Source organism: Mesorhizobium sp. XAP4 (assembly GCF_029269325.1).
Lineage (GTDB): Bacteria > Pseudomonadota > Alphaproteobacteria > Rhizobiales > Rhizobiaceae > Mesorhizobium > Mesorhizobium ciceri.
The window spans coordinates 109,887-128,296 of sequence record NZ_JARIXW010000006.1 but is presented as its reverse complement, the minus strand read 5'-3'; the positions used below and the strand labels follow the sequence as shown (position 1 = coordinate 128,296).

At 62.7% G+C, this 18,410-nt stretch carries 19 protein-coding genes; 11 read left to right on the top strand and 8 right to left on the bottom strand.

The genetic code is table 11. The features are described from left to right. Positions 1 to 133 precede the first annotated feature (133 nt). The 3 genes from P3C39_RS24520 (at position 134) to P3C39_RS24510 (ending at position 4,272) form a co-directional block, all read left to right on the top strand. Positions 134 to 1,669 (top strand): sigma-54 dependent transcriptional regulator, encoded by a 1,536-nt coding sequence (locus P3C39_RS24520; RefSeq protein ID WP_013529737.1) that lies wholly within the window; start codon positions 134 to 136, stop codon positions 1,667 to 1,669. Between the two features lie 409 nt (positions 1,670 to 2,078). Then, positions 2,079 to 3,905, top strand: coding sequence for a DUF882 domain-containing protein (locus P3C39_RS24515; RefSeq protein WP_024502725.1), 1,827 nt, complete (start codon positions 2,079 to 2,081; stop codon positions 3,903 to 3,905). A 175-nt stretch (positions 3,906 to 4,080) separates the two neighbouring features. After that, positions 4,081 to 4,272, top strand: coding sequence for a hypothetical protein (locus P3C39_RS24510; RefSeq protein WP_013529739.1), 192 nt, complete (start codon positions 4,081 to 4,083; stop codon positions 4,270 to 4,272). A gap of 86 nt (positions 4,273 to 4,358) precedes the next feature. Here the strand turns inward: P3C39_RS24510 and P3C39_RS24505 are convergent, their stop codons facing one another. After that, positions 4,359 to 4,997 carry a 2-dehydro-3-deoxy-phosphogluconate aldolase gene (locus P3C39_RS24505; protein ID WP_063173036.1) on the bottom strand — a complete coding sequence of 213 codons (639 nt, stop codon included), beginning with the start codon at positions 4,995 to 4,997 and terminating at the stop codon, positions 4,359 to 4,361. Between the two features lie 248 nt (positions 4,998 to 5,245). Here P3C39_RS24505 and P3C39_RS24500 point away from each other — a divergent pair, with 248 nt between their 5' ends. Next, positions 5,246 to 6,229, top strand: coding sequence for an IS1595 family transposase (locus P3C39_RS24500; RefSeq protein WP_275954466.1), 984 nt, complete (start codon positions 5,246 to 5,248; stop codon positions 6,227 to 6,229). A 171-nt stretch (positions 6,230 to 6,400) separates the two neighbouring features. Here P3C39_RS24500 and P3C39_RS24495 read toward each other — a convergent pair whose 3' ends face one another. Both P3C39_RS24495 and P3C39_RS24490 read right to left on the bottom strand, forming a co-directional pair. Continuing rightward, complete coding sequence (locus P3C39_RS24495; RefSeq protein WP_275954465.1) at positions 6,401 to 7,171, bottom strand: DUF1828 domain-containing protein; 771 nt, start codon at positions 7,169 to 7,171, stop codon at positions 6,401 to 6,403. Further along, positions 7,168 to 7,644 carry a hypothetical protein gene (locus tag P3C39_RS24490; protein ID WP_275954464.1) on the bottom strand — a complete coding sequence of 159 codons (477 nt, stop codon included), beginning with the start codon at positions 7,642 to 7,644 and terminating at the stop codon, positions 7,168 to 7,170. The genes P3C39_RS24495 and P3C39_RS24490 overlap by 4 nt, the downstream gene beginning before the upstream one ends. Positions 7,645 to 7,890: 246 nt before the next feature. Between P3C39_RS24490 and P3C39_RS24485 the strand changes: the two genes are divergently transcribed. The 3 genes from P3C39_RS24485 to P3C39_RS24475 all read left to right on the top strand — a co-directional run bounded on the left by P3C39_RS24485 (position 7,891) and on the right by P3C39_RS24475 (position 10,679). Next, complete coding sequence (locus P3C39_RS24485) at positions 7,891 to 8,811, top strand: rhodanese-related sulfurtransferase (protein ID WP_013529741.1); 921 nt, start codon at positions 7,891 to 7,893, stop codon at positions 8,809 to 8,811. Positions 8,812 to 8,927: 116 nt separating this feature from the next. Further along, positions 8,928 to 9,665: a tellurite resistance TerB family protein gene (locus P3C39_RS24480; protein ID WP_275954463.1), complete on the top strand. Its 738-nt coding sequence runs from the start codon at positions 8,928 to 8,930 to the stop codon at positions 9,663 to 9,665. Between the two features lie 258 nt (positions 9,666 to 9,923). Then, on the top strand, positions 9,924 to 10,679 hold the full coding sequence (locus P3C39_RS24475) for an SDR family oxidoreductase (protein ID WP_013529743.1): 756 nt from the start codon (positions 9,924 to 9,926) through the stop codon (positions 10,677 to 10,679). A 101-nt stretch (positions 10,680 to 10,780) separates the two neighbouring features. Here P3C39_RS24475 and P3C39_RS24470 read toward each other — a convergent pair whose 3' ends face one another. Beyond that, positions 10,781 to 11,155: a YciI family protein gene (locus P3C39_RS24470; protein ID WP_013529744.1), complete on the bottom strand. Its 375-nt coding sequence runs from the start codon at positions 11,153 to 11,155 to the stop codon at positions 10,781 to 10,783. 152 nt (positions 11,156 to 11,307) lie between these two features. Continuing rightward, a complete protein-coding gene (locus P3C39_RS24465) occupies positions 11,308 to 12,492 on the bottom strand; it encodes a pyridoxal phosphate-dependent aminotransferase (protein WP_024502719.1) in 1,185 nt (394 codons plus the stop codon). A gap of 83 nt (positions 12,493 to 12,575) precedes the next feature. On the opposite strand from P3C39_RS24465, the gene P3C39_RS24460 reads away from it, so the two are divergent. From P3C39_RS24460 to denD, 4 genes are all read left to right on the top strand, one after another. Further along, positions 12,576 to 13,262, top strand: a complete 687-nt coding sequence (locus P3C39_RS24460) for a GNAT family protein (RefSeq protein ID WP_063173791.1) — start codon at positions 12,576 to 12,578, stop codon at positions 13,260 to 13,262. Positions 13,263 to 13,272: 10 nt separating this feature from the next. Next, complete coding sequence (locus P3C39_RS24455) at positions 13,273 to 14,241, top strand: cation diffusion facilitator family transporter (protein WP_024502717.1); 969 nt, start codon at positions 13,273 to 13,275, stop codon at positions 14,239 to 14,241. Between the two features lie 89 nt (positions 14,242 to 14,330). Beyond that, positions 14,331 to 14,543, top strand: a complete 213-nt coding sequence (locus P3C39_RS24450; RefSeq protein ID WP_013529748.1) for a hypothetical protein — start codon at positions 14,331 to 14,333, stop codon at positions 14,541 to 14,543. Positions 14,544 to 14,558: 15 nt separating this feature from the next. Further along, positions 14,559 to 15,536, top strand: a complete 978-nt coding sequence (gene denD, locus P3C39_RS24445) for a D-erythronate dehydrogenase (protein ID WP_024502716.1) — start codon at positions 14,559 to 14,561, stop codon at positions 15,534 to 15,536. A gap of 25 nt (positions 15,537 to 15,561) precedes the next feature. Here denD and P3C39_RS24440 read toward each other — a convergent pair whose 3' ends face one another. The 3 genes from P3C39_RS24440 to P3C39_RS24430 form a co-directional block, all read right to left on the bottom strand. Further along, complete coding sequence (locus P3C39_RS24440) at positions 15,562 to 16,755, bottom strand: nickel/cobalt transporter (RefSeq protein WP_275954462.1); 1,194 nt, start codon at positions 16,753 to 16,755, stop codon at positions 15,562 to 15,564. After that, positions 16,752 to 17,420: a DUF1007 family protein gene (locus P3C39_RS24435; protein ID WP_027161413.1), complete on the bottom strand. Its 669-nt coding sequence runs from the start codon at positions 17,418 to 17,420 to the stop codon at positions 16,752 to 16,754. The genes P3C39_RS24440 and P3C39_RS24435 overlap by 4 nt, the downstream gene beginning before the upstream one ends. A gap of 89 nt (positions 17,421 to 17,509) precedes the next feature. After that, positions 17,510 to 18,409 (bottom strand): LysR family transcriptional regulator, encoded by a 900-nt coding sequence (locus P3C39_RS24430; RefSeq protein ID WP_063168937.1) that lies wholly within the window; start codon positions 18,407 to 18,409, stop codon positions 17,510 to 17,512. Position 18,410 lies beyond the last annotated feature (1 nt).

The following is an 18,410-nucleotide window of genomic DNA, read 5'->3' as shown; positions in this document are numbered from 1 at the left end:
AGGTTCAAGGAGAAACGAGAAGCCGGTCAAATCCTAAGGAATTCATTCACCGGGTTTTTTGAAACCTTATTTAGAACCCTGTGCCAAGATGGTCCACAGGGCAGAATTCCTCGGGCGGGCAGTCACACCAGTCATGACAGGTTCCATACTCATAGTCGATGACGATCCGGTGCAACGCCGGCTGCTCGAAGCGGCGGTGACGCGGTTCGGCTACAGCGCAATCGTGGTCGACGGCGGCGCGGCCGCTCTCGACATCCTCGATGGACCCGGCGCCCGCGAGGTGTCGGTGGTCATCCTCGATCTGGTCATGCCCGGTCTCGACGGTATCGGCGTGCTGAAGGCGATGCGCGAGCGCGACATCAACGTGCCGGCGATCGTGCAAACCGCGCAGGGCGGAATCGAGACCGTGGTTTCGGCGATGCGTCATGGCGCCTTCGATTTCGTCGTCAAGCCGGCGTCTCCCGACAGGCTGCAGGCGTCGATCGGCAATGCGCTCAAGGTCGAGGCCGTCGAGGGCGAGGTCAAGCGCACATCGCGCCGGCGGGGCGGCCTCCTGACCTTCAAGGACATGATCACGCACAGCCCGGCCATGGACAGGGTGATCCGTCTTGGCCAGAAAGCGGCGGCATCCAACATTCCGATCCTGATCGAGGGCGAGTCCGGCGTCGGCAAGGAACTGGTGGCGCGCGCCATCCAGGGCAGTGGCGACCGCCGCACGAAGCCCTTCGTCACCGTCAATTGCGGCGCCATTCCAGACAATCTGGTCGAATCGATCCTGTTCGGTCACGAGAAGGGCTCGTTCACCGGGGCCACCGACAAGCACACCGGCAAGTTCGTCGAAGCGCATTCGGGCACGCTGTTTCTCGACGAGATCGGCGACCTGCCGCTCGACGTGCAGGTCAAGCTGTTGCGTGCGGTCCAGGACGGCGAGGTCGACCCGGTCGGTGGGCGCTCGACCGTCAGGGTCGACATCAGGCTGATTTCGGCGACGCACCGCAACCTCCTGCAGCAGGTCAAGGACGGCAAGTTCCGCGAGGATCTGTTCTACCGGCTGAACGTCTATCCGATCTTCGTGCCGCCGCTGCGCGACCGCCGCGACGACATCCCATATCTGGTCACCCATTTCATGGAGAAGGTCGCGCCGGCCGACCCGCACCGTCGCCTGCAAGGTATTTCGGCGGCAGCGCTCGCCGTGCTGCAGGCCTATGACTGGCCCGGAAACATCCGGCAGCTCGAAAACGCCGTCTTTCGCGCCTCGGTGCTTTGCGAAGGCGATATGTTAACCGCGGAGGACTTCCCGCAGATCCGGGCGCAAGTGGAAGGCACCGTCAACCTCGATATGGATGGCGACGCGCCGTCGCCGTCCTTGCCTTTGCAGGCGCGCGATGACGAAGCCTTGCCCGGCGAGGGCGGCCCGGCAATCGCGTTCGATCCGCCGGCAAGGCTGCAGCCTCGCTTCGGCACGTTGCGGGCGCTCGACGAGCGCGGCAATGTGCGGGCACTTGCCGATGTCGAACTCGAGATGATCAAGCTTGCCATCGATCACTACAACGGACAGATGAGCGAAGTCGCCCGCCGACTCGGCATCGGCCGCTCGACGCTCTATCGCAAGCTCAAGGAACACGGCATCGATCCGGAGACAGGCCGCGTCGATCGACTAGCCTCCTAAGGGCGATGCCGGGCTGAGCTTTGGCCCGGCTTCCGGCTTTGCCACAAGGCCGGCGCCAGCTTGCAATGCCACAACGGGCCTTGTATCGCCGTTTCAGCGGCATTGTGGCTGTCCCGTGGACAGCTCTGTTCACGCATTAAGGCTAGCGGTAACAGATCGTGTTCGGGGCGAAGGCGAAAATCCGATCTAAACCAGCGGTTTACCAAGAAACCTTGTGAACAATTTTTGACGGGATATCGCCACGGTGTTACCGCATTTCGGCTTCAATAAGCGATGATTAACCATTAGGATCGATATTCGGGTGTGCTAATGCCACATCCGTTTGGACAAATCCGGGGACAAACGGCAGCCTGCAAGGCCTTTTGATTTGAACAGAATCGAACGACACACAAACAGGCGGCACCATCATTTGAGCGTCTGGCCGAAGTGGCTGGCAGTGTTGGTTGTCGCTTTTGGTTTTGTTGCCGCGGCTGCGAGCGGAGCCAGCGCCGAAACACGGTCGCTGAAGCTGTATCATCTCCACACCCATGAGAAGGCCGAGATCGTCTACAAGCGCAACGGCCGCTACGTCCCCGAAGGTCTCCGCAAGATCAACATCATTTTGCGCGACTGGCGTCGCAACGAGCCGACCAAGATGGATCCGCGCCTGCTGGATCTCGTCTGGGAGGCGTATCGGGAAGCAGGTGCCACGGACTACATCCAGGTCGTCTGCGGCTATCGCTCGCCGTCGACGAACTCGATGCTGCGCAGCCGCAGCAGGGGCGTGGCCGAGAAGAGCCAGCACATGCTCGGCAAGGCGATGGATTTCTATATTCCCGGCGTGCCGCTGAAGAAGCTGCGCAACATCGGCCTCAAGATGCAGGGCGGTGGCGTCGGCTACTATCCGTCATCGGGTTCGCCGTTTGTCCACATGGATGTCGGCAATGTGCGCCATTGGCCCGGTATCAGCCGCCAGGAACTGGTCTCCCTGTTCCCCAATGGCAAGACGCTGCATGTGCCGAGCGACGGCAGGCCGCTGCCCGGTTTTGAGCAGGCGCTCGCCTCCTACAAGGCCCGCAAGGGATCGGGCTCGCCGGCCATCGAGATGGCCAGTGCCGGCGGCAGCAGCAAGAAATCAGGTGGATTCCTGTCGGCTTTCTTCGGTGGCGGCGGCGACGACGAGGCCGACGACAGCGCCGATGTCGAGACCGCTTCGGCCGCCCCCCCGCCCAAGGCGAGAAACCTGAAGCCGGCAGCGGCGGCCAAGACCAGCAACCTCCCGGGCATCGCCATCGTGGCGCCGGAGAATGCGCGGCGCGCCGAGATTCCGCAGGTGACCGAACAGCAGGCTCCGGAGCCTGAACAGGACACGCCGGAGACGATCATCGCGGCATTGCCGGCCCGAAGCATTCCGCTGCCGGATTTCGCACCGCGGCCGAAAGCCGATGTCGGCGCGCAGCAGCCTGAGAATGTTCCCTTCGCGATGGCGGAGGCGACAGCCACCACCGAGCAGGCCGTGGCGACCGCGCATGCGCCGGCGAGCGTTCCTTTCGGCATGGCCGATGCAACGGCTTCGGCTGATGCGACCCAGGTCGCGGTCAACAACATACCGTTGCCGACATGGCGTCCCGACAATTCGCTGCCGGCCGCTCTGGCTGCGCCGCCCAGCAAGGATGTGCTGATGGCGCTGGCCGAGACGGCCGACCAAGGCAAGACCGCGACCGATGCGTTCTCGGTGCTGCCGACGGCGCGGCCCGAGATGGCCAGGCCGGACGCGGTCAAGGCCGTGCTCGACGAGGCCAATGCCCAGGTCGGTGCGGCCGATTACCAGCTTGCTTCCTTGTCCGGGTCCGAGCCGCGTTCGGCGTTCAACGATCCGGGCACTAACACCGCATCGCCGCGCGATGCTGTCGTGGCCCGCCCAGTCGGTTCCGATCCGGCCGCCGCGATCGGCGCCGGCGTCAAGACGACGCGCAAGGAATCGAGAGCCACCGCCCGCGACCTGAAGCCAGGCCCCAAGGCCATGGTGGTTGCAGCCGCACCGCAGGCCGCCCGTTGGGCCTTGACCAGCGGCGAGCAGGTCGCCACCGTTTCAAGCGCGACGACGGCGCCGGGTTACGCCTACAGCATCGTGCACACGCCGCCGAGCGAGGTCTACACCGCTGGCTTCCAGCCGAGCAGCCAGGTGGCCGATGCCAATCGCTTCACCGGCAACGCCGTCAAGTTCATGTCGGTAGCCCGCTTCCAGACCAAATGACGGCAACCAATCGACAAAGCCGCGCCGGGCAACCAGCGCGGCTTTTTGCTGCGTGGCCGGATCCGGTCGCGCGGCCCGCCGGCTTCCGATCACACCGGCCTGACATTGCCGTGATCGTGGAACGCCTCGGGCCGTCAACGGTTTCTCCCTCGTTCGTTCAAACCCGGGGATACCCATGAAGAAGATTCTACTGGCATCGGTCATCGCGTTGGCAACCGCTTCGGCGGCCATCGCCCCTACGCAGGCCGAAACCATTGTCGTCAAGACCCACGATCACATGCACATGAAGAAGCACTGCCGGACCAAGGTTGTCACGACCTGGAAGCATCATCATAGGGTGGTCAGGGAAGTCAGGGTCTGCAACTGATCCAGCCAAGGCAGGCCTGGAAAAACATCCGGCGGAAACCCGGTCGACGCAAGTCGGCCGGGTTTTTCCATGCCGCCATGAAAGCCTTATTTTGTGAGCTTGCTCGCCGCGCGCGCCAAGGCTTCGATCTCGTCCCATTTGCCGGCCTTGACGAGGTCGTCGGGCGCCACCCAGGAGCCGCCGACGCAGACCACGTTGGGCAGGCTGAGATAGTCAGCTGCGTTCTTGGCCGAGATGCCGCCGGTCGGGCAGAATTTCACATCGGCGAGCGGCGAGGCGAAGGCCTTCAGCGAAGCGATGCCGCCCGACTGCTCGGCCGGGAAGAATTTCAGGAAGCGCAAGCCGGCTTCGCGCGCGGCCATGATCTCGCCGGGGGTGATCGCACCGGGCAGCAGCGGAACATCGCTGGCGGCGGCTGCCGACAGAAGCTCGCGGGTGATGCCGGGGCTGACGATGAAGCGCGAGCCCGCGGCGGCAGCCTCTTCGAACTGCCTGGCATCGAGAATGGTGCCGGCGCCGACGATGGCTTCCTCGACTTCACCAGCGACCCGCCGGATCGCTTCCAGCGCGTCGGCGGTCCTCAGCGTGATCTCGATCGCAGGCAGGCCGCCGCGCGCCAGAGCGCGGGCCAGCGGCACGGCATTGGCGACATCGGAGATCTTCAGCACCGGGATGACGGGCTGGCCGTTGAGGAGCGACAGAAGTTTTTCGGTCTTGCTGGGCATGTGTCTCTCCGTGGCGTGGGACAATTCAACCGATTAGCAGAAGGCCGTTTTCCTGTCCACGAAACCGGCCGTGTCGCGATGTCACGCGTCGCCCATACTCGCCAAGCCCAAGTTGACAAGGGTGGCTGCCGGCTCGATGGTGCCGACAGCTTTTGTCCGGGTGGCTTTTCAGGATAGGAATTTTTTCCTAATTATATACTTGACGTACCAGACCCAATTTGCGATAACCAATCCAAGGAGTTACCGCAATGTTCGATCTGACCAACGCCATTTACCACGACGCCGACAAGGCCCGCGAGCATTTGGAGGCTATCCATTGGCCCCATGGCCCGTTCTGCCCGCATTGCGGCAATGCAAACCCGGAGCGCATTACCAAGCTGGCGGGCAAGTCCACTCGCCCCGGCGTCTACAAGTGCAACGAATGCCGCCTGCCGTTCTCTGTCACGGTCGGCACGGTCTTTGAGCGTTCCAAGATCGGCCTGCACAAGTGGGTGCTGGCTTCGCATCTCTACGCATCATCCAAGAAAGGCATGTCCGCGCACCAGCTGCACCGCATGCTTGGCGTCACCTACAAGACCGCTTGGTTTATGGCGCACCGTATTCGCGAAGCCATGAAGGAAGACGTTAAGTCTGCCGGTCCTCTTGGTGGTGAAGGCAAGACCGTAGAAGCTGACGAAACCTACATCGGCAAGCGCGAGACACCCCGAATTTCAGCGCAGCGCAAAGGCCGCCCCTTCACCAAGAAGGGCAAGGGCGGCGGTCGCGAGAAGCGCATTGTCGTCGGTCTGGTGGAGCGTGGCGGCAAGGCTCGCATGTTCCATCTTAACGACGCCACTAGGGCCACTGTCCGCGATGTGCTTGTCCGCAACGTTGATCGCGCTTCGCACCTTAACACCGACGAAAGCAATCTCTACACGCGCACTGGCGAGGAGTTCGCTTCGCATCGCACCGTCAAGCATTCGGCAAACGAATATGCCCGTCGCGAAGGCGACTATGTGGTTCATTCAAACACGATTGAGAACGTGTTCTCTGTCTTCAAGCGCGGCATGGTTGGCGTCTATCAGCATTGCGGCGAAGCACACTTGCACCGCTACCTTGCCGAGTTCGATTTCCGCTACAATCGCCGCACGGCGTTGAAAGTCTCGGATGCAGAACGCGCAGAAGACTTGCTGCGCATGGCCCGCGACAAACGCCTGACCTATCGGCGGATTGGTGAAGCCGATCACGCCTAAGCAGAAGGCGCGAAGGCTTATCACTTTGAGGAAGCGCGGCCAGAAGAAGCCTTAACTGGCTTCTTCTTGTCAGTCTTGTTCTTGTCAGCCTTCCCAGTCTCATGGGGTTTGGGTGGCGTATTCAGTAGGCGGCGCAATACCTCGTCGCCTTTCCTCTCGATAGGCCCGTCCTCAGTGGACATGTCGGTACACCTTTTCTACGACCTCGAATCGACCGCCGCCCCAGTCCCCGATTTCTAAATCAGAGTTGACTGCGATTGACCTATTTCGTTGCGAAACTCTCGCGCCGCTCATGTCCTCAAAGATAAGGAACACGGTGTACCCATCAATGCCCTTTATCTGAAGTTCCTTCTGGAAAAGGACCGCCTGAAGGACCGACACATCGCTCACGCCAGCAAAAATAGCGATGTTTGCACCGCTTTTATGTTCCACCAGGACGTCCACGATGTATTGCGGCATGCGAGGAATGGGAGCTTGGCTGAGGAAGATTTGTGCCTCTCCATCGAAGCGGTCTTGCATGGCAGACGCAAGGTCTTCCTTGAACGTGCTGCGAACCCTATCTCGGTTGAGGAACAAGAGATCCTGTACTCTGAGAAGGAACGACAAAAACTCAGGTATGCGAGAAGCTACCTGATCCATCGTCGTCCATTCAGTAGCGAACTGGGAGTCATCGTCATCAAGGAAGGCGCGATGTTCGGAAAGCAGAGCTGCCAACAGTTCGCGCCTGTTCTCTGAGGTTAGGTCTAAGCCCATCCCCTGCAAGTCCGCCACGAGCAATCCGCTATCTTCAAGCCTAGCCTGTCCTTTTTCCTCGCGGATAAAGAACGTCAACGGCTCGCCCGAGAACCATGTCCAAGGCGTAAGGACCGAATACCCTACAGGGACTTTGCGAACCTTAAATCCTTCGCAAACGACCTCGCAGATTTCCTTGGCGAGGCTCATACCAGTTCTCCTTGCGCCTCGAAGCGGTAGCGTCTCGCGGCCACCGAGAGTGCACTCTCCTTCGTTACGTTAAACGCTACCGAACATTCCTTAATTCTAAATCGGGGCCACGGCTTAAACGTGTCATTGTCGCGCCAAACGCCGGCAAAGATTTCGTCAATAGGGCCATTGGAAAAATGGCAATGCCAGTTCCAATGGCTGGTATGAAGCTCGTGGTGGCACACCACCTTGAGATGCTTGGACTCCTCCAATGCCAATACTGCTCGATAGGTTTCCTTTTCAGGGCTGATCGCGACAAGAACCCGAAACTTGTTGCCTAACGCGTCGAATTTCACCACTCGCCACGAAAAACCTCGGCCAAGATGCAGGCTCCCAGTTGTAAGGGGCCACGCAGATGGTGTGATTTTTCCTTCTTGCCACGCTCCTACTGAGACGTTCGACTTTTTTGCTTTGATTACATCAACCAAACGCATCCGCACTCATCCCCCAGCTTTTTGGTGAGGACGATGTAACGGACCAATAACCGGCCTGTCACGCGCGAATCAGTATAGGAAATTAGTCCTTAGTACGTCAAGTATATAATTAGGAATTTTTTCTTGACTCCCTGATCTCAGCTATGGTACAAATTCACCATGGTGCAGATTTGCGCCAGTGACCCGCCGAACAGGATGCCTGCTTTGCCTTGAATCGGCTTGCTCGAGCGTCTAGTGGCTTCGGCGATGACATCACTTCCACTCCTTCGCGTCGCCGCGCTCTACCGGTTTGCCCGGCTCGACGCTTTCGAAGAACTGCGCGCGCCGCTCGCCGCATTCTGCTGCGGGCGCGGCATAAAGGGCACGCTGCTGCTGGCGCATGAAGGCATCAACGGCACCGTCGCCGGCAGCGAGACGGCAATTGCCGAACTGATCGCGTATCTCGAAGCCATCGAAGGGCTTGCCGGACTCGAGGTCAAGTACAGCGCGGCCGCGGACATGCCGTTCCATCGCATGAAGGTGCGGCTGAAGCGCGAGATCGTCACCATGGGTGTCGATGACATCGATCCTTCGAAAAGTGCCGGCACCTATGTTGCGCCGGCCGACTGGAACGCTCTGATTTCGCAGCCCGGCACTGTCATCATCGACACGCGCAACGCCTATGAGGTGTCGATCGGCACGTTCAAGGGTGCGATCGACCCGGCCACCGCAAGCTTTCGCGAGTTCCCGGCCTGGGTGGAAACGCACCGGGCGGAGCTCGAAGGCCGCAAGGTTGCGATGTTCTGCACCGGCGGCATACGCTGCGAAAAGGCGACCGCCTATGTCAAATCGCTCGGCTTCGAGGATGTCTTCCATCTCAAGGGCGGTATCCTCAAATACCTCGAAGAGGTTCCGGCCGAACAGAGCCTCTGGCAAGGCGAGTGCTTCGTCTTCGACGAGCGGGTTTCGGTGTCGCACGGTCTTGCCGAGGGTGACGCGGAACTGTGCCGCGCCTGCCGCCACCCGCTGACGCCGGGCGAGCTGACGTCGCCCAAATTCGCTGCCGGTATTTCGTGCCCGCATTGCTTCGATGCGCGTTCGGACGAGGACCGCCAGCGTTATGCCGAGCGCCAGCGCCAGGTCGAGCTTGCGCAGGCGCGGGGCAGGGGTCCGCATATCGGCTCCTGATCCAGGCATCGTGCTGCTGCAAAGCGGCTGCCTGTCATTGCAATGTCAAGTTTCGGGACCTACGTCTTCGACGTTCGAAACCCGCCCGTTGGCCGGGCAAATCCTGGAGGCACTGAATGTTCGATCCCAAGAAGCTTCTCGACGATCTGCTCGGCTCGCAAATCCCCGGCACCAGCGGCACCGTTCGCGACAAGGCGGGGCAGGCCGTGCAGATGGCCAAGGACAATCCGCTGGCCGCCGGTGCGCTGGCCGCGGTGCTGCTCGGAACCGGTACTGGCCGCAACGTGACGGGCGCCGCGGTGAAGCTTGGCGGATTGGCCGCAATCGGCGGCCTCGCCTACAAGGCCTACCAGAATTACAAGGCCGGCAACGCGCCCGCGGAAGCACCGGCGGCCAGGGAACCGGAATTGCTGCCGCCGCCCAAGGATACCCCCTTCCACCCGTCGCAGGCGCCGCAAGGCGAGGACGAATTCACACTGACCCTGGTGCGGGCGATGATCTCGGCGGCGAAGGCCGATGGCCATATCGACGATGAAGAGCGCCAGAAGATCGCCGGCAAGCTCAGCCTGGCCGGCATAGGCTCCGACGCCGAAAAGTTCCTGATGGCGGAGTTGGCAAGCCCGCTCGACCTCGACACGCTGGTGGCCGGCGCCAAGACCGATGCGCAGAAGCTCGAACTCTACACGGCGTCGCGCCTGACCATCGATCCCGACACACGCGCCGAGCGCGGTTATCTCGATCTGCTCGCCGGTCGGCTCGGCCTGCCGGACGCGCTGGTCGACCATGTCGAGGCGACAGTTTCGGCGGCCAAGGTGCCGGCCAAGGCCGGGACGTCACCCAATCCGCGCTGGTAGGCCAAAACGGCACAGGGGGGCTCTTTCCGGGTTAACCGCTCATTAACCCAGCAAGCGCATCATTCAACACAGTCGGATCGGTTTTTCCTCCTCCCAAGCCCGGTTCAGATCAGGGGCGGTCGCCAATGGCCGCCCTTTTTGTCGGTCCGGCCGGATGGACACGCTTGCCATCGCCGCCGTCATTTGCGATGCCTTCCTTTTCGAGCCAACCCCCCAAAATCAGTCGAGCAAGCGCAGCGCTGCCGGAGGACAATAGCCATGACCGAGCAAAGAACCGCCATCGTCACCGGGGCCGGCACGGGCATCGGCAAGAGCGTCGCCACGGCGCTGCTCAAGGCCGGCTGGAACACGGTGTTCTGCGGACGCCGCAAATCCGTGCTGGATGCAGCCGTGGCTGAGGCCGGGTCCACCGGCGCCAAGGCCCTGGCGGTTGCCTGCGATATCAGCAAGGCAGGCGAGGTCGACGATCTGTTCGAGACCGTGGCGGCGGCCTTCGGCCGTGTCGACCTGCTCTTCAACAATGCCGGCATGGGCTACAAATCGACGCCGATCGACGAGATACCGGTCGAAGTGTGGAACGATATCGTCGGCGTCAACCTCACCGGTTCGTTCCTGTGCGCCCGTGCCGCCTTTGGCGCCATGCGCAAGCAGAAGCCGATGGGTGGCCGCATCATCAACAACGGTTCGGTGTCGGCCTATGCGCCGCGCCCAGGCTCGGTGCCCTACACGGCGACCAAGCATGCCATCACCGGACTGACCAAGACGCTGGCGCTCGACGGTCGGCCCTATGACATCGCCTGCGGCCAGATCGACATCGGCAATGCGCTGACCGACATGGCGCAGCCGATGACGGTCGGTGTGCCGCAGGCCAATGGCTCGATCGCAGCCGAAGCGGTGATGGATGTTCAGCGCGTCGCCGACGCCGTCGTCCACATGGCCAGCCTGCCGCTCGACGCCAACGTGCTGTTCATGACCGTGATGGCAACCAAGATGCCGTTTGTCGGGCGTGGGTGAGCAGCCCGGTTCGCGTAAGCGAATTCATCGTGCCAGTGGCACGATGAAAGGCCGGCGAACGCTGGGACGCTGCGAAGCAGCGGGGACCCAGCCGGATGGTTTTATTTCCCGGCCAGCGGCACGCCGGGCTTGAACAGCAGAATGGGCCTGATCTCGTAAACGGCGGTGGGATTGACGCGGCGAAGGTCGCGGGCGATCGCGATGGCCTCGTCTCGCGTGGCGCAGTCGACGACATAGAGCCCGAGCAACTGTTCCTTGGTTTCGGCGAAAGGACCGTCGATGATCACACCGTCGCCCGGGCCGCGCAGGGTGATGGCATCCTGTGTTGCGCCCAGACGCGCGGACGGCCCCAGCGTGCCTTCCTCATGAAGCCGGGTGTTGATCTTCAGCAGGTCGGCCATAAGTGCTGCATCTTCCTGCGGCGTCAGCGCCTTGATCGCATCTTCCACGTGATAGGCAAGGATTGCGTAGAACATTTTATGTCACCTGCTTCGATCCTGATCCAGGGAGCGTAGCGGTTCCCGACACGCCCGCCCAGCCTTGGCCGTGCGTGTCCGGACAATCATGACACCATCATTGTCGCCAGCCGCAACCACCCGGAAAGAGGCCACCGGCCCGCTTTCAAACCTCACTTCGCCAGAAACGCTCCGATCCGCTCCAGCGCGCGCAGGATGTTCTCCTCGGAATTGGCATAGGAGAGCCTGATATAGCCTTCGCCGAGAATGCCGAAATCGGGGCCGCCGATCAGCGCCACGCCGGCCTCGTCGAGCAGTGCCGAGGCGAGCTTCTTGGCCTTCCAGCCGGTCTTCGAGACGTTGGGGAAGGCGTAGAACGCGCCCTTGGGCGTGATGCAGGATATGTTGGGCAGGGCGTTCAGTCCCTCGACGACGATCTTCCGGCGGCGGTCGAAGGCGCGCATCATCTCGTCGACGTCATCCTGCGGGCCGTCGATGGCGGCGATGCCGGCAAACTGGCTCGGCGCGTTGACGCAGGACCAGCAATTGACCGCCAGCTTGCGCACCTTGTCGTAGAGATGGGCGCCCTTGTCGCCATTCGGCCAGATCGACCAGCCCATGCGCCAGCCGGTCATCGCCCAGGTCTTCGACCAGCCGTTGAGCACGATCAGCCGGTCGCGGATTTCGGGAAAGCCGAGCAGCGAGCAATGCGTCTCGCCATCATAGGTCATGACGTCGTAGATTTCGTCGGAGAGGATGGCGACCTGCGGATGCGCCTCCAGCCCCTTGACCAGTTTCTCGATCTCGGCGCGAGGCGTGACGCCGCCGGTCGGATTGGCGGGCGAGTTGAGGATCAGCAGCCTGGTCTTCGAGGTGATCAGCGCCAGCGTCTCCTCGGCCGAGAAGGCAAAGCCGTTTTCTTCGCGCATCGGCACGGGAATGGGTGCCGCACCCGTGAACTCGATCATCGAGCGGTAGATGGGAAAGCCGGGGTCCGGGTAGAGGATCTCGGCGCCGGGCTCGCCGAACATCAGGATCGCGGCGAACATGGTCGGCTTGCCGCCGGGCAGGATCATCACCGTTTCGGGCGATATCTCGACACCGGTGGTGGTCAGCGTGCGGCGCACCACCGCCTCGCGCGTCGCCAGCAGGCCATTGGCCGGCGTGTAGCCGTGATGGCCGTCACGCAGCGCCTTGATCGCCGCCTCGACGATGTGCTGCGGCGTCTTGAAGTCGGGCTGGCCGATGCCGAGATTGACGATGTCGCGGCCTTGTTGGGCAAGTGCTGTGGCCCTCGCAAGCACGGCGAAGGCGTTTTCCTCGCCAAGGCGGTCGAAGGCCGAAATCGTGTGGAGCATTTTTCCCGTCCGTGTGGTTCTTGCTGTTGGGTCGCGTTTTTGTGAGCCTCAGCCCGCAAAAGTCAAACGGATTGGAGCATTCGGTGTCGGAAAATCTGAAGGGTTGGCAACCGCGTCCGCGGCCCGAACGCAAGACCATCGACGGTCGATACGTCCGGCTTGAACCGCTAAGCGCTGCAAAACACGGCGACGGCCTCTATGAAGCGTCCTCCGTGTCCGATATCGACGACCGCTTCGCCTGGTTGCCCGACTATCCGCCGGAGACCCGCGCCGCCTTCCAGCCATGGCTGGACAAGGTCGAGGCCAGCGAGGATCCGCTGTTCTTCACCGTCATCGACAAGGCCAGCGGCAAGGTCGCCGGACGCCAGACGCTGATGCGCATCGATCCGGCCTACGGCGTCATCGAGATCGGCAACATCTATTGGGGACCGCTCATCTCGCGCAAGCCGGGAGCAACCGAAGCGCAGTTCCTGTTCATGAAATACATCTTCGACGGGCTCGGCTATCGCCGCTACGAATGGAAGTGCAACAACCGCAACGAGCCATCGAAGCGGGCCGCCGAGCGGTTCGGCTTCAAGTTCGAAGGCATTTTCCGCCAGCATCTCATCGTCAAGGGTGAAAACCGCGACACTGCGTGGTATTCGATCATCGACAAGGAATGGCCGGCGCTGCGCAGTGCCTATGAGGCGTGGCTCGATCCGGCCAATTTCGATGGCGACGGCCGGCAGAAGCGACGGCTCGAGGATTTTCGCGCGGAATTCGGCGCTTAGGAGTTCACTATTGGCACATACCCACGATCACACCGGGCACGGTCACGGCCCTGGTCATGTGCATGGCTCGACCGACAAGAAACGCGTTCTGATCGCAGCCTGCCTGACCGGCGGCTTCATGGTCGCCGAGGCGCTTGGCGGCATCCTCACGGGCTCGCTGGCGCTGCTGGCCGATGCCGGCCACATGCTCGCCGATTCGATCGCGCTCGGCCTTGCCTGGTATGCGTTTCATCTTGGCGGCCGGCCGGCGACCGTTCGCCTCACCTATGGCTTCGGCCGGGTCAAGACGCTGGTGGCCTATACCAACGGCATCGCCATCTTCGTCATCGCGCTGTGGATCGTCTATGAGGCCTGGGGACGCCTGCAGGCGCCGGCGCCGGTGCTTGGCGGGCCGATGCTGGTGGTGGCGATCCTCGGCCTGCTGGTGAACCTCGGCTCGTTCTTCGTGCTGCATGGCGGCGACCGCGAGAGCCTGAACATGCGCGGCGCCATCCTGCATGTGCTTGGCGACCTGCTCGGCTCGGCGGCGGCCATCGCGGCGGCGCTGGTCATCCTGGCGACCGGCTGGACGCCGATCGACCCGATCCTGTCGGTCCTGGTTTCACTGCTGATCCTCTACACGGCATGGTCGCTGATGCGGGAGGCCGCCCATGTCCTGCTCGAGGGCGTGCCGCCAAGCCTCGACCGAGATCTGATCGCCAGCGATATCGAGGCGACCATCCAGGGCGTGCGCGAAGTGCACCACATGCATGTCTGGTCGCTCGACGGGACCAGCAACATGGCGACGCTGCATGCCTGTCTCGACGAGGGCGTCGATGCGCATCAGGCGGTGAGTGCCGTCAAGAAGCGGCTTGCCAGCGAGCACGGCATCAGCCATGCCACCGTGGAACCGGAATTCGGCCAGTGCGCCGACGATGGCGACGAGCACGACCACGGGCACGAGCATGAAGCGGCTGCATACCACGACCACCATCACTAGGACCGGATCGATCGATGTCGATCGTCCTGCCTCAGGAGTTGCAAAACCTTGAAGACCAGCTTGACGAACGCCCATCCTCCGGACGCGGCATGATGGACCGCGACACCAGGAACGCGGTCATCGCCGCCGCGTGGATCATGCTGCTGTTCGGTATAGGCGCCTACTATCTGCCGACGGTAATGCTGGCACTCGGCAGCCTTTCCACCGTGCTGGCCGGCGCCTTTGGCATCGTCTTCGTGCTGGCGTTCTTCTCGGTGTTCTGGCTGCGCGCCCGCAACCAGCGCAAAAACCAGGGTAAATAGGCAAGGGATATCGACATGCGCATTCTGATCACTGGCGCCGCGGGTATGGTCGGCCGCAAGCTCATCGCCCGGCTGGCCAAGGACGGGACGCTGCGCGGGGGCAAGATCACCGCGCTCGATCTCCACGATATCGTGCCGCCACAGGCGCCGAGCCTGGATGGCGTCAGCGTCACGCTGCACACCGGCGATCTCGCCGAAGCGGGTGCCACCGAGCGCCTGGTCGCATCGCGCCCCGACGTCGTCTTTCATCTCGCCGGCATAGTATCGGGCGAGGCGGAGGCGAATTTCGAACTCGGCTACCGCGTCAATCTCGATGGCACGCGCGCCCTGTTCGATGCCATCCGGGTGGCGGGCTTTGCGCCGCGCGTCGTCTTCACCTCGTCGATCGCGGTGTTCGGCGCGCCGTTCCCGGACGTCATTCCCGATGACTTCCATCCGACGCCGCTGACCTCTTATGGTACCCAGAAGCAGATGAGCGAAGCGCTGCTGGCGGACTATTCCAGGCGCGGGTTCTTCGACGGTATCGGCATCCGGCTGCCGACAATCTGCGTGCGGCCGGGCAAGCCGAACAAGGCGGCGTCCGGCTTCTTCTCGGGCATCATCCGCGAGCCGTTGAGCGGCCATGAGGCGATCCTGCCGGTGCCGCGCTCGGTCGTGCACACGCATGCCAGCCCGCGCTCGGCGGTGAACTTCCTGATCCATGCGGCGGGGATCGACGGCAGCGCTGTCGGGCCACGCCGCAATCTGACGATGCCCGGCGTCGCCGTCACCGTCGGCGAGCAGATCGAGGCGCTGGAACGCATCGCCGGGCCGAAGGCGGTAAGCCTGATCCGCGAGGTTCCGGATGACACGATCTGGGCGATCGTCAAGGGCTGGCCGACGCGCTTCGAGGCAAAGCGGTCACGGGAGCTCGGCTTCAGCGCCGAAAAGAGTTTTGACGAGATCATCCGCGCTCACATCGAGGATGAGCTGGGCGGCAAGATCGCGGGTTAAACTCCGAGCCTCTTGGCGCCGGGCATCATCCGCCGCTCGCCAGGCTTGCCGACAGCAGCAGCAGTCCGAACAGGAACACGAAGGCGGCGCCGCCGATCTCGACGATCGAGTGGATGCCGTTGCCCATGCGGCCGTCGCCGGCGAAATAGACCGCCCAGTTCTTGGCGGTCACCGCCAGCGTCGCCAGTGCCGAAACGGTGATGGCGGTGCCCAGCGACATTGCCAGCACCGACAGCAGGCCGCCGAGCCAGAGGCCGTTGAGCAGGGCGAAGCTGAGCACGATCAGCGCGCCGGAGCAGGGGCGGATGCCGACCGCCGCCACCGCTGTCCAGGCCGTGCGCCAGTCGAAGCGGTCGCCTGACAGCAGCGCCGGATCGGGTGCGTGCGAATGGCCGCAGGTGTCGCAGACTTCGCCGGCCGCGTGATCGTGATGAGCATGATCGTGTTCGGCATGATCGTGATGATCGTGCGAAGGGCCGTGCACATGGTCATGCGCGTGTAGCGCGTGCGAATGGGCATGCGCCGAATGGCTGTGAGCTGCATGGGAATGGCCGGCATGCGAATGCGCGCCGTGCGAATGACCCCCGTGAGAATGACCGGCGTGAGAATGGCCGGCATGAGCCGCCGACAGGCTGTAGGCCGGGCCCTTGCCGAACAGACGCAGGACGGAAGGACCGAGTTTGCGCCACAGCAGCCAGGCGCCGAACAGGGTGACGAAGACAAAGCTCATGATCTCCATGAACCAGGCTGCGTCCGTCATCGAGACGGAGGTGCCGCGCAGGACGAAATAGGCGACCCCCATCACCGCGACCGCGGTCAGGCCCTGCAGCAGCGCCGAGACGAAGGACAAGAGGATGCCGCGCCGCAACGCCACTTCATTGGCCACCATGTAGGACGAGATCACCGCCTTGCCGTGACCGGGGCCGGCGGCATGGAAAATACCGTAGGCGAAGGACAGGCCGACGAGTATCCAGATCTTGCTGCCGTCCTGGCGCATCGCCTTCATCGCCGTTGCCAGCGCGCGGTAGAATTCCTGCTGCCTGAGATTGATCCACATCAGGATATGGGCGAACGGGCCGGTGGTGGGCGCCATGCCGTCATTGACGCCGATGCCGAGCGAACTCTGGGCATGAGCGGCGTCGGCGAAATGCATCATGGCGACTGTGAGGGCCAACAGGCCGAATGCCAAACGCAGGGACGGTTTCGTCACCGGCTTCATCCTTCTGGCTGACAGGTCAGTTCGAGCTTGGTGGCGAAGATCTTGCTCATATCGGTGCCGGTCGGATCGTTGAAGAAGGCATCGGTGAGGGTCTTCTGGTTTTCCTTGATGGCCTCGTCGGGGTCGGGACGGACCACCTTGCTGGTGCAGTTCGAGGGCAGGCCTTCGACCGTGATGTTGGAGTCCTCGGTGAAGTCGATCGCCGTGTAGAATGTCGGATCGTAGACGCCGATATCGATCTTGCCGTTGAGCTTGATCGGCACCTTCGGTTCGGACTCGAACAGGATGATCAGCTGGTCGTTGTCGAAATTGGCCATCAGATGCGGCGGCGGCGTCATCGCCACGTCCTTGCCGTCGACGGTGACGAGCTGGAAGTAATTGAACTCCGCCAACGAGGCATGAACGGTGTCGGCGACTTCCTTCAGCTCCTTGTCGTCGAGCTTCAGGTCGGAGTTCTTGTCGAATTCCATCATCACCGTCGAGGAAAACAGATCGTCGAAGCGCCAGAGATGACGCAGAGCCTTCACGCTTTGGTGATCCGGGGAGAGGATCACATCGAGGCGAGCCTCGGCGAAGACGTGTGGATGCACGTAAGCGGGTCCAGTGGCGGCAAAGCTAGCCGCCAAGGCCGAAGCCAGCATGATTGCGTGCCGTTTCAGGTGCATTCTCGGTCGCGATTCCCTAGGCCTCGGAAGAGTTGCCGAGAGTTACCAGAAAGGGGGCGAAATTGGGACCGCTGCTCGGCTGAAGTGGGTCAGGCAACTTCACGCGTCCTGAACCACTGCACCAGGAAGTCGACGAAAACGCGGACCTTGGCCGGCAGATAGCGGCGGTGCGGGTAGACGGCGAAGATGCCGCCGCCCGACAGGATACGGTCATCCATCACCGACACCAGCCGGCCGCTCGCGAGATCGGGCGCGGCAATGAAATCCGGCAGGACGGTGAATCCCAGCCCGGACACGGCAGCGGCTCTCGCCGTCATCGGGCTGTTGACCTCGATCGGACCCGACACCGAAACGCTGACCGGATCGCCATTGTCGCCCTTGAACGGCCAGTTGTTCAGTCCGCGGCCATTGGTGTCGACGATGCAAGGCATGCGGCTGAGATCCTGCGGCCGTGTCGGCGTGCCGTGCTTGGCGATCAGTTCGGGGGAGGCGCAGAGCTTTATCGAAAACGGCGCCAGCCGCCTGGCGATCAGCGACGAGTTCTCCAGCCGCGAGATGCGCACCGCAAGGTCGAAGCCTTCCTCGACCAGATCGACGAAGCGGTCGTCGAGCTGGATGTCGAGCACGATGTCTGGATGCTGCTTGGCGAAGTCGATCAGCGACTGGCCGATCGGCGCGTCGGCGAAGGTGCGGGGCGCCGACAGTTTGATCCGGCCGCGCACGTCGCCGGAGGATTCGCGCACCGCGTCGGCCAGGCTGTCGACCTCGCGCACGATCTCCGAGGCGCGCCGGTAATAGGTGTGGCCGGCCTCGGTCATCGAGAACTGGCGCGTGGTGCGGTTGAGCAGCAAAGCGCCGAGTTCGTCCTCCAGCTCGCGCACATATTTCGACAGCAAGGCCTTGGAGCGGCCGATCTTGCGCGCCGCCGCGGAAAAGCCCTCGGCCTCGACCACGTCGATGAAGGCACGCATGCGCGTCAGTGTGTCCATG

Coding starts and splice junctions, on each gene's coding strand:
- P3C39_RS24480 (WP_275954463.1), top strand. CDS start 8,928: ATGTTCGATCCCAAGAAGCTTCTCGACGATCTGCTCGGCTCGCAAATC.
- P3C39_RS24520 (WP_013529737.1), top strand. CDS start 134: ATGACAGGTTCCATACTCATAGTCGATGACGATCCGGTGCAACGCCGG.
- P3C39_RS24495 (WP_275954465.1), bottom strand. CDS start 7,171: ATGAGCCTCGCCAAGGAAATCTGCGAGGTCGTTTGCGAAGGATTTAAG.
- P3C39_RS24430 (WP_063168937.1), bottom strand. CDS start 18,409: ATGGACACACTGACGCGCATGCGTGCCTTCATCGACGTGGTCGAGGCC.
- P3C39_RS24450 (WP_013529748.1), top strand. CDS start 14,331: ATGATGGACCGCGACACCAGGAACGCGGTCATCGCCGCCGCGTGGATC.
- P3C39_RS24440 (WP_275954462.1), bottom strand. CDS start 16,755: ATGAAGCCGGTGACGAAACCGTCCCTGCGTTTGGCATTCGGCCTGTTG.
- P3C39_RS24475 (WP_013529743.1), top strand. CDS start 9,924: ATGACCGAGCAAAGAACCGCCATCGTCACCGGGGCCGGCACGGGCATC.
- P3C39_RS24490 (WP_275954464.1), bottom strand. CDS start 7,644: ATGCGTTTGGTTGATGTAATCAAAGCAAAAAAGTCGAACGTCTCAGTA.
- P3C39_RS24510 (WP_013529739.1), top strand. CDS start 4,081: ATGAAGAAGATTCTACTGGCATCGGTCATCGCGTTGGCAACCGCTTCG.
- P3C39_RS24470 (WP_013529744.1), bottom strand. CDS start 11,155: ATGTTCTACGCAATCCTTGCCTATCACGTGGAAGATGCGATCAAGGCG.
- denD (WP_024502716.1), top strand. CDS start 14,559: ATGCGCATTCTGATCACTGGCGCCGCGGGTATGGTCGGCCGCAAGCTC.
- P3C39_RS24500 (WP_275954466.1), top strand. CDS start 5,246: ATGTTCGATCTGACCAACGCCATTTACCACGACGCCGACAAGGCCCGC.
- P3C39_RS24485 (WP_013529741.1), top strand. CDS start 7,891: ATGACATCACTTCCACTCCTTCGCGTCGCCGCGCTCTACCGGTTTGCC.
- P3C39_RS24435 (WP_027161413.1), bottom strand. CDS start 17,420: ATGCACCTGAAACGGCACGCAATCATGCTGGCTTCGGCCTTGGCGGCT.
- P3C39_RS24505 (WP_063173036.1), bottom strand. CDS start 4,997: ATGCCCAGCAAGACCGAAAAACTTCTGTCGCTCCTCAACGGCCAGCCC.
- P3C39_RS24465 (WP_024502719.1), bottom strand. CDS start 12,492: ATGCTCCACACGATTTCGGCCTTCGACCGCCTTGGCGAGGAAAACGCC.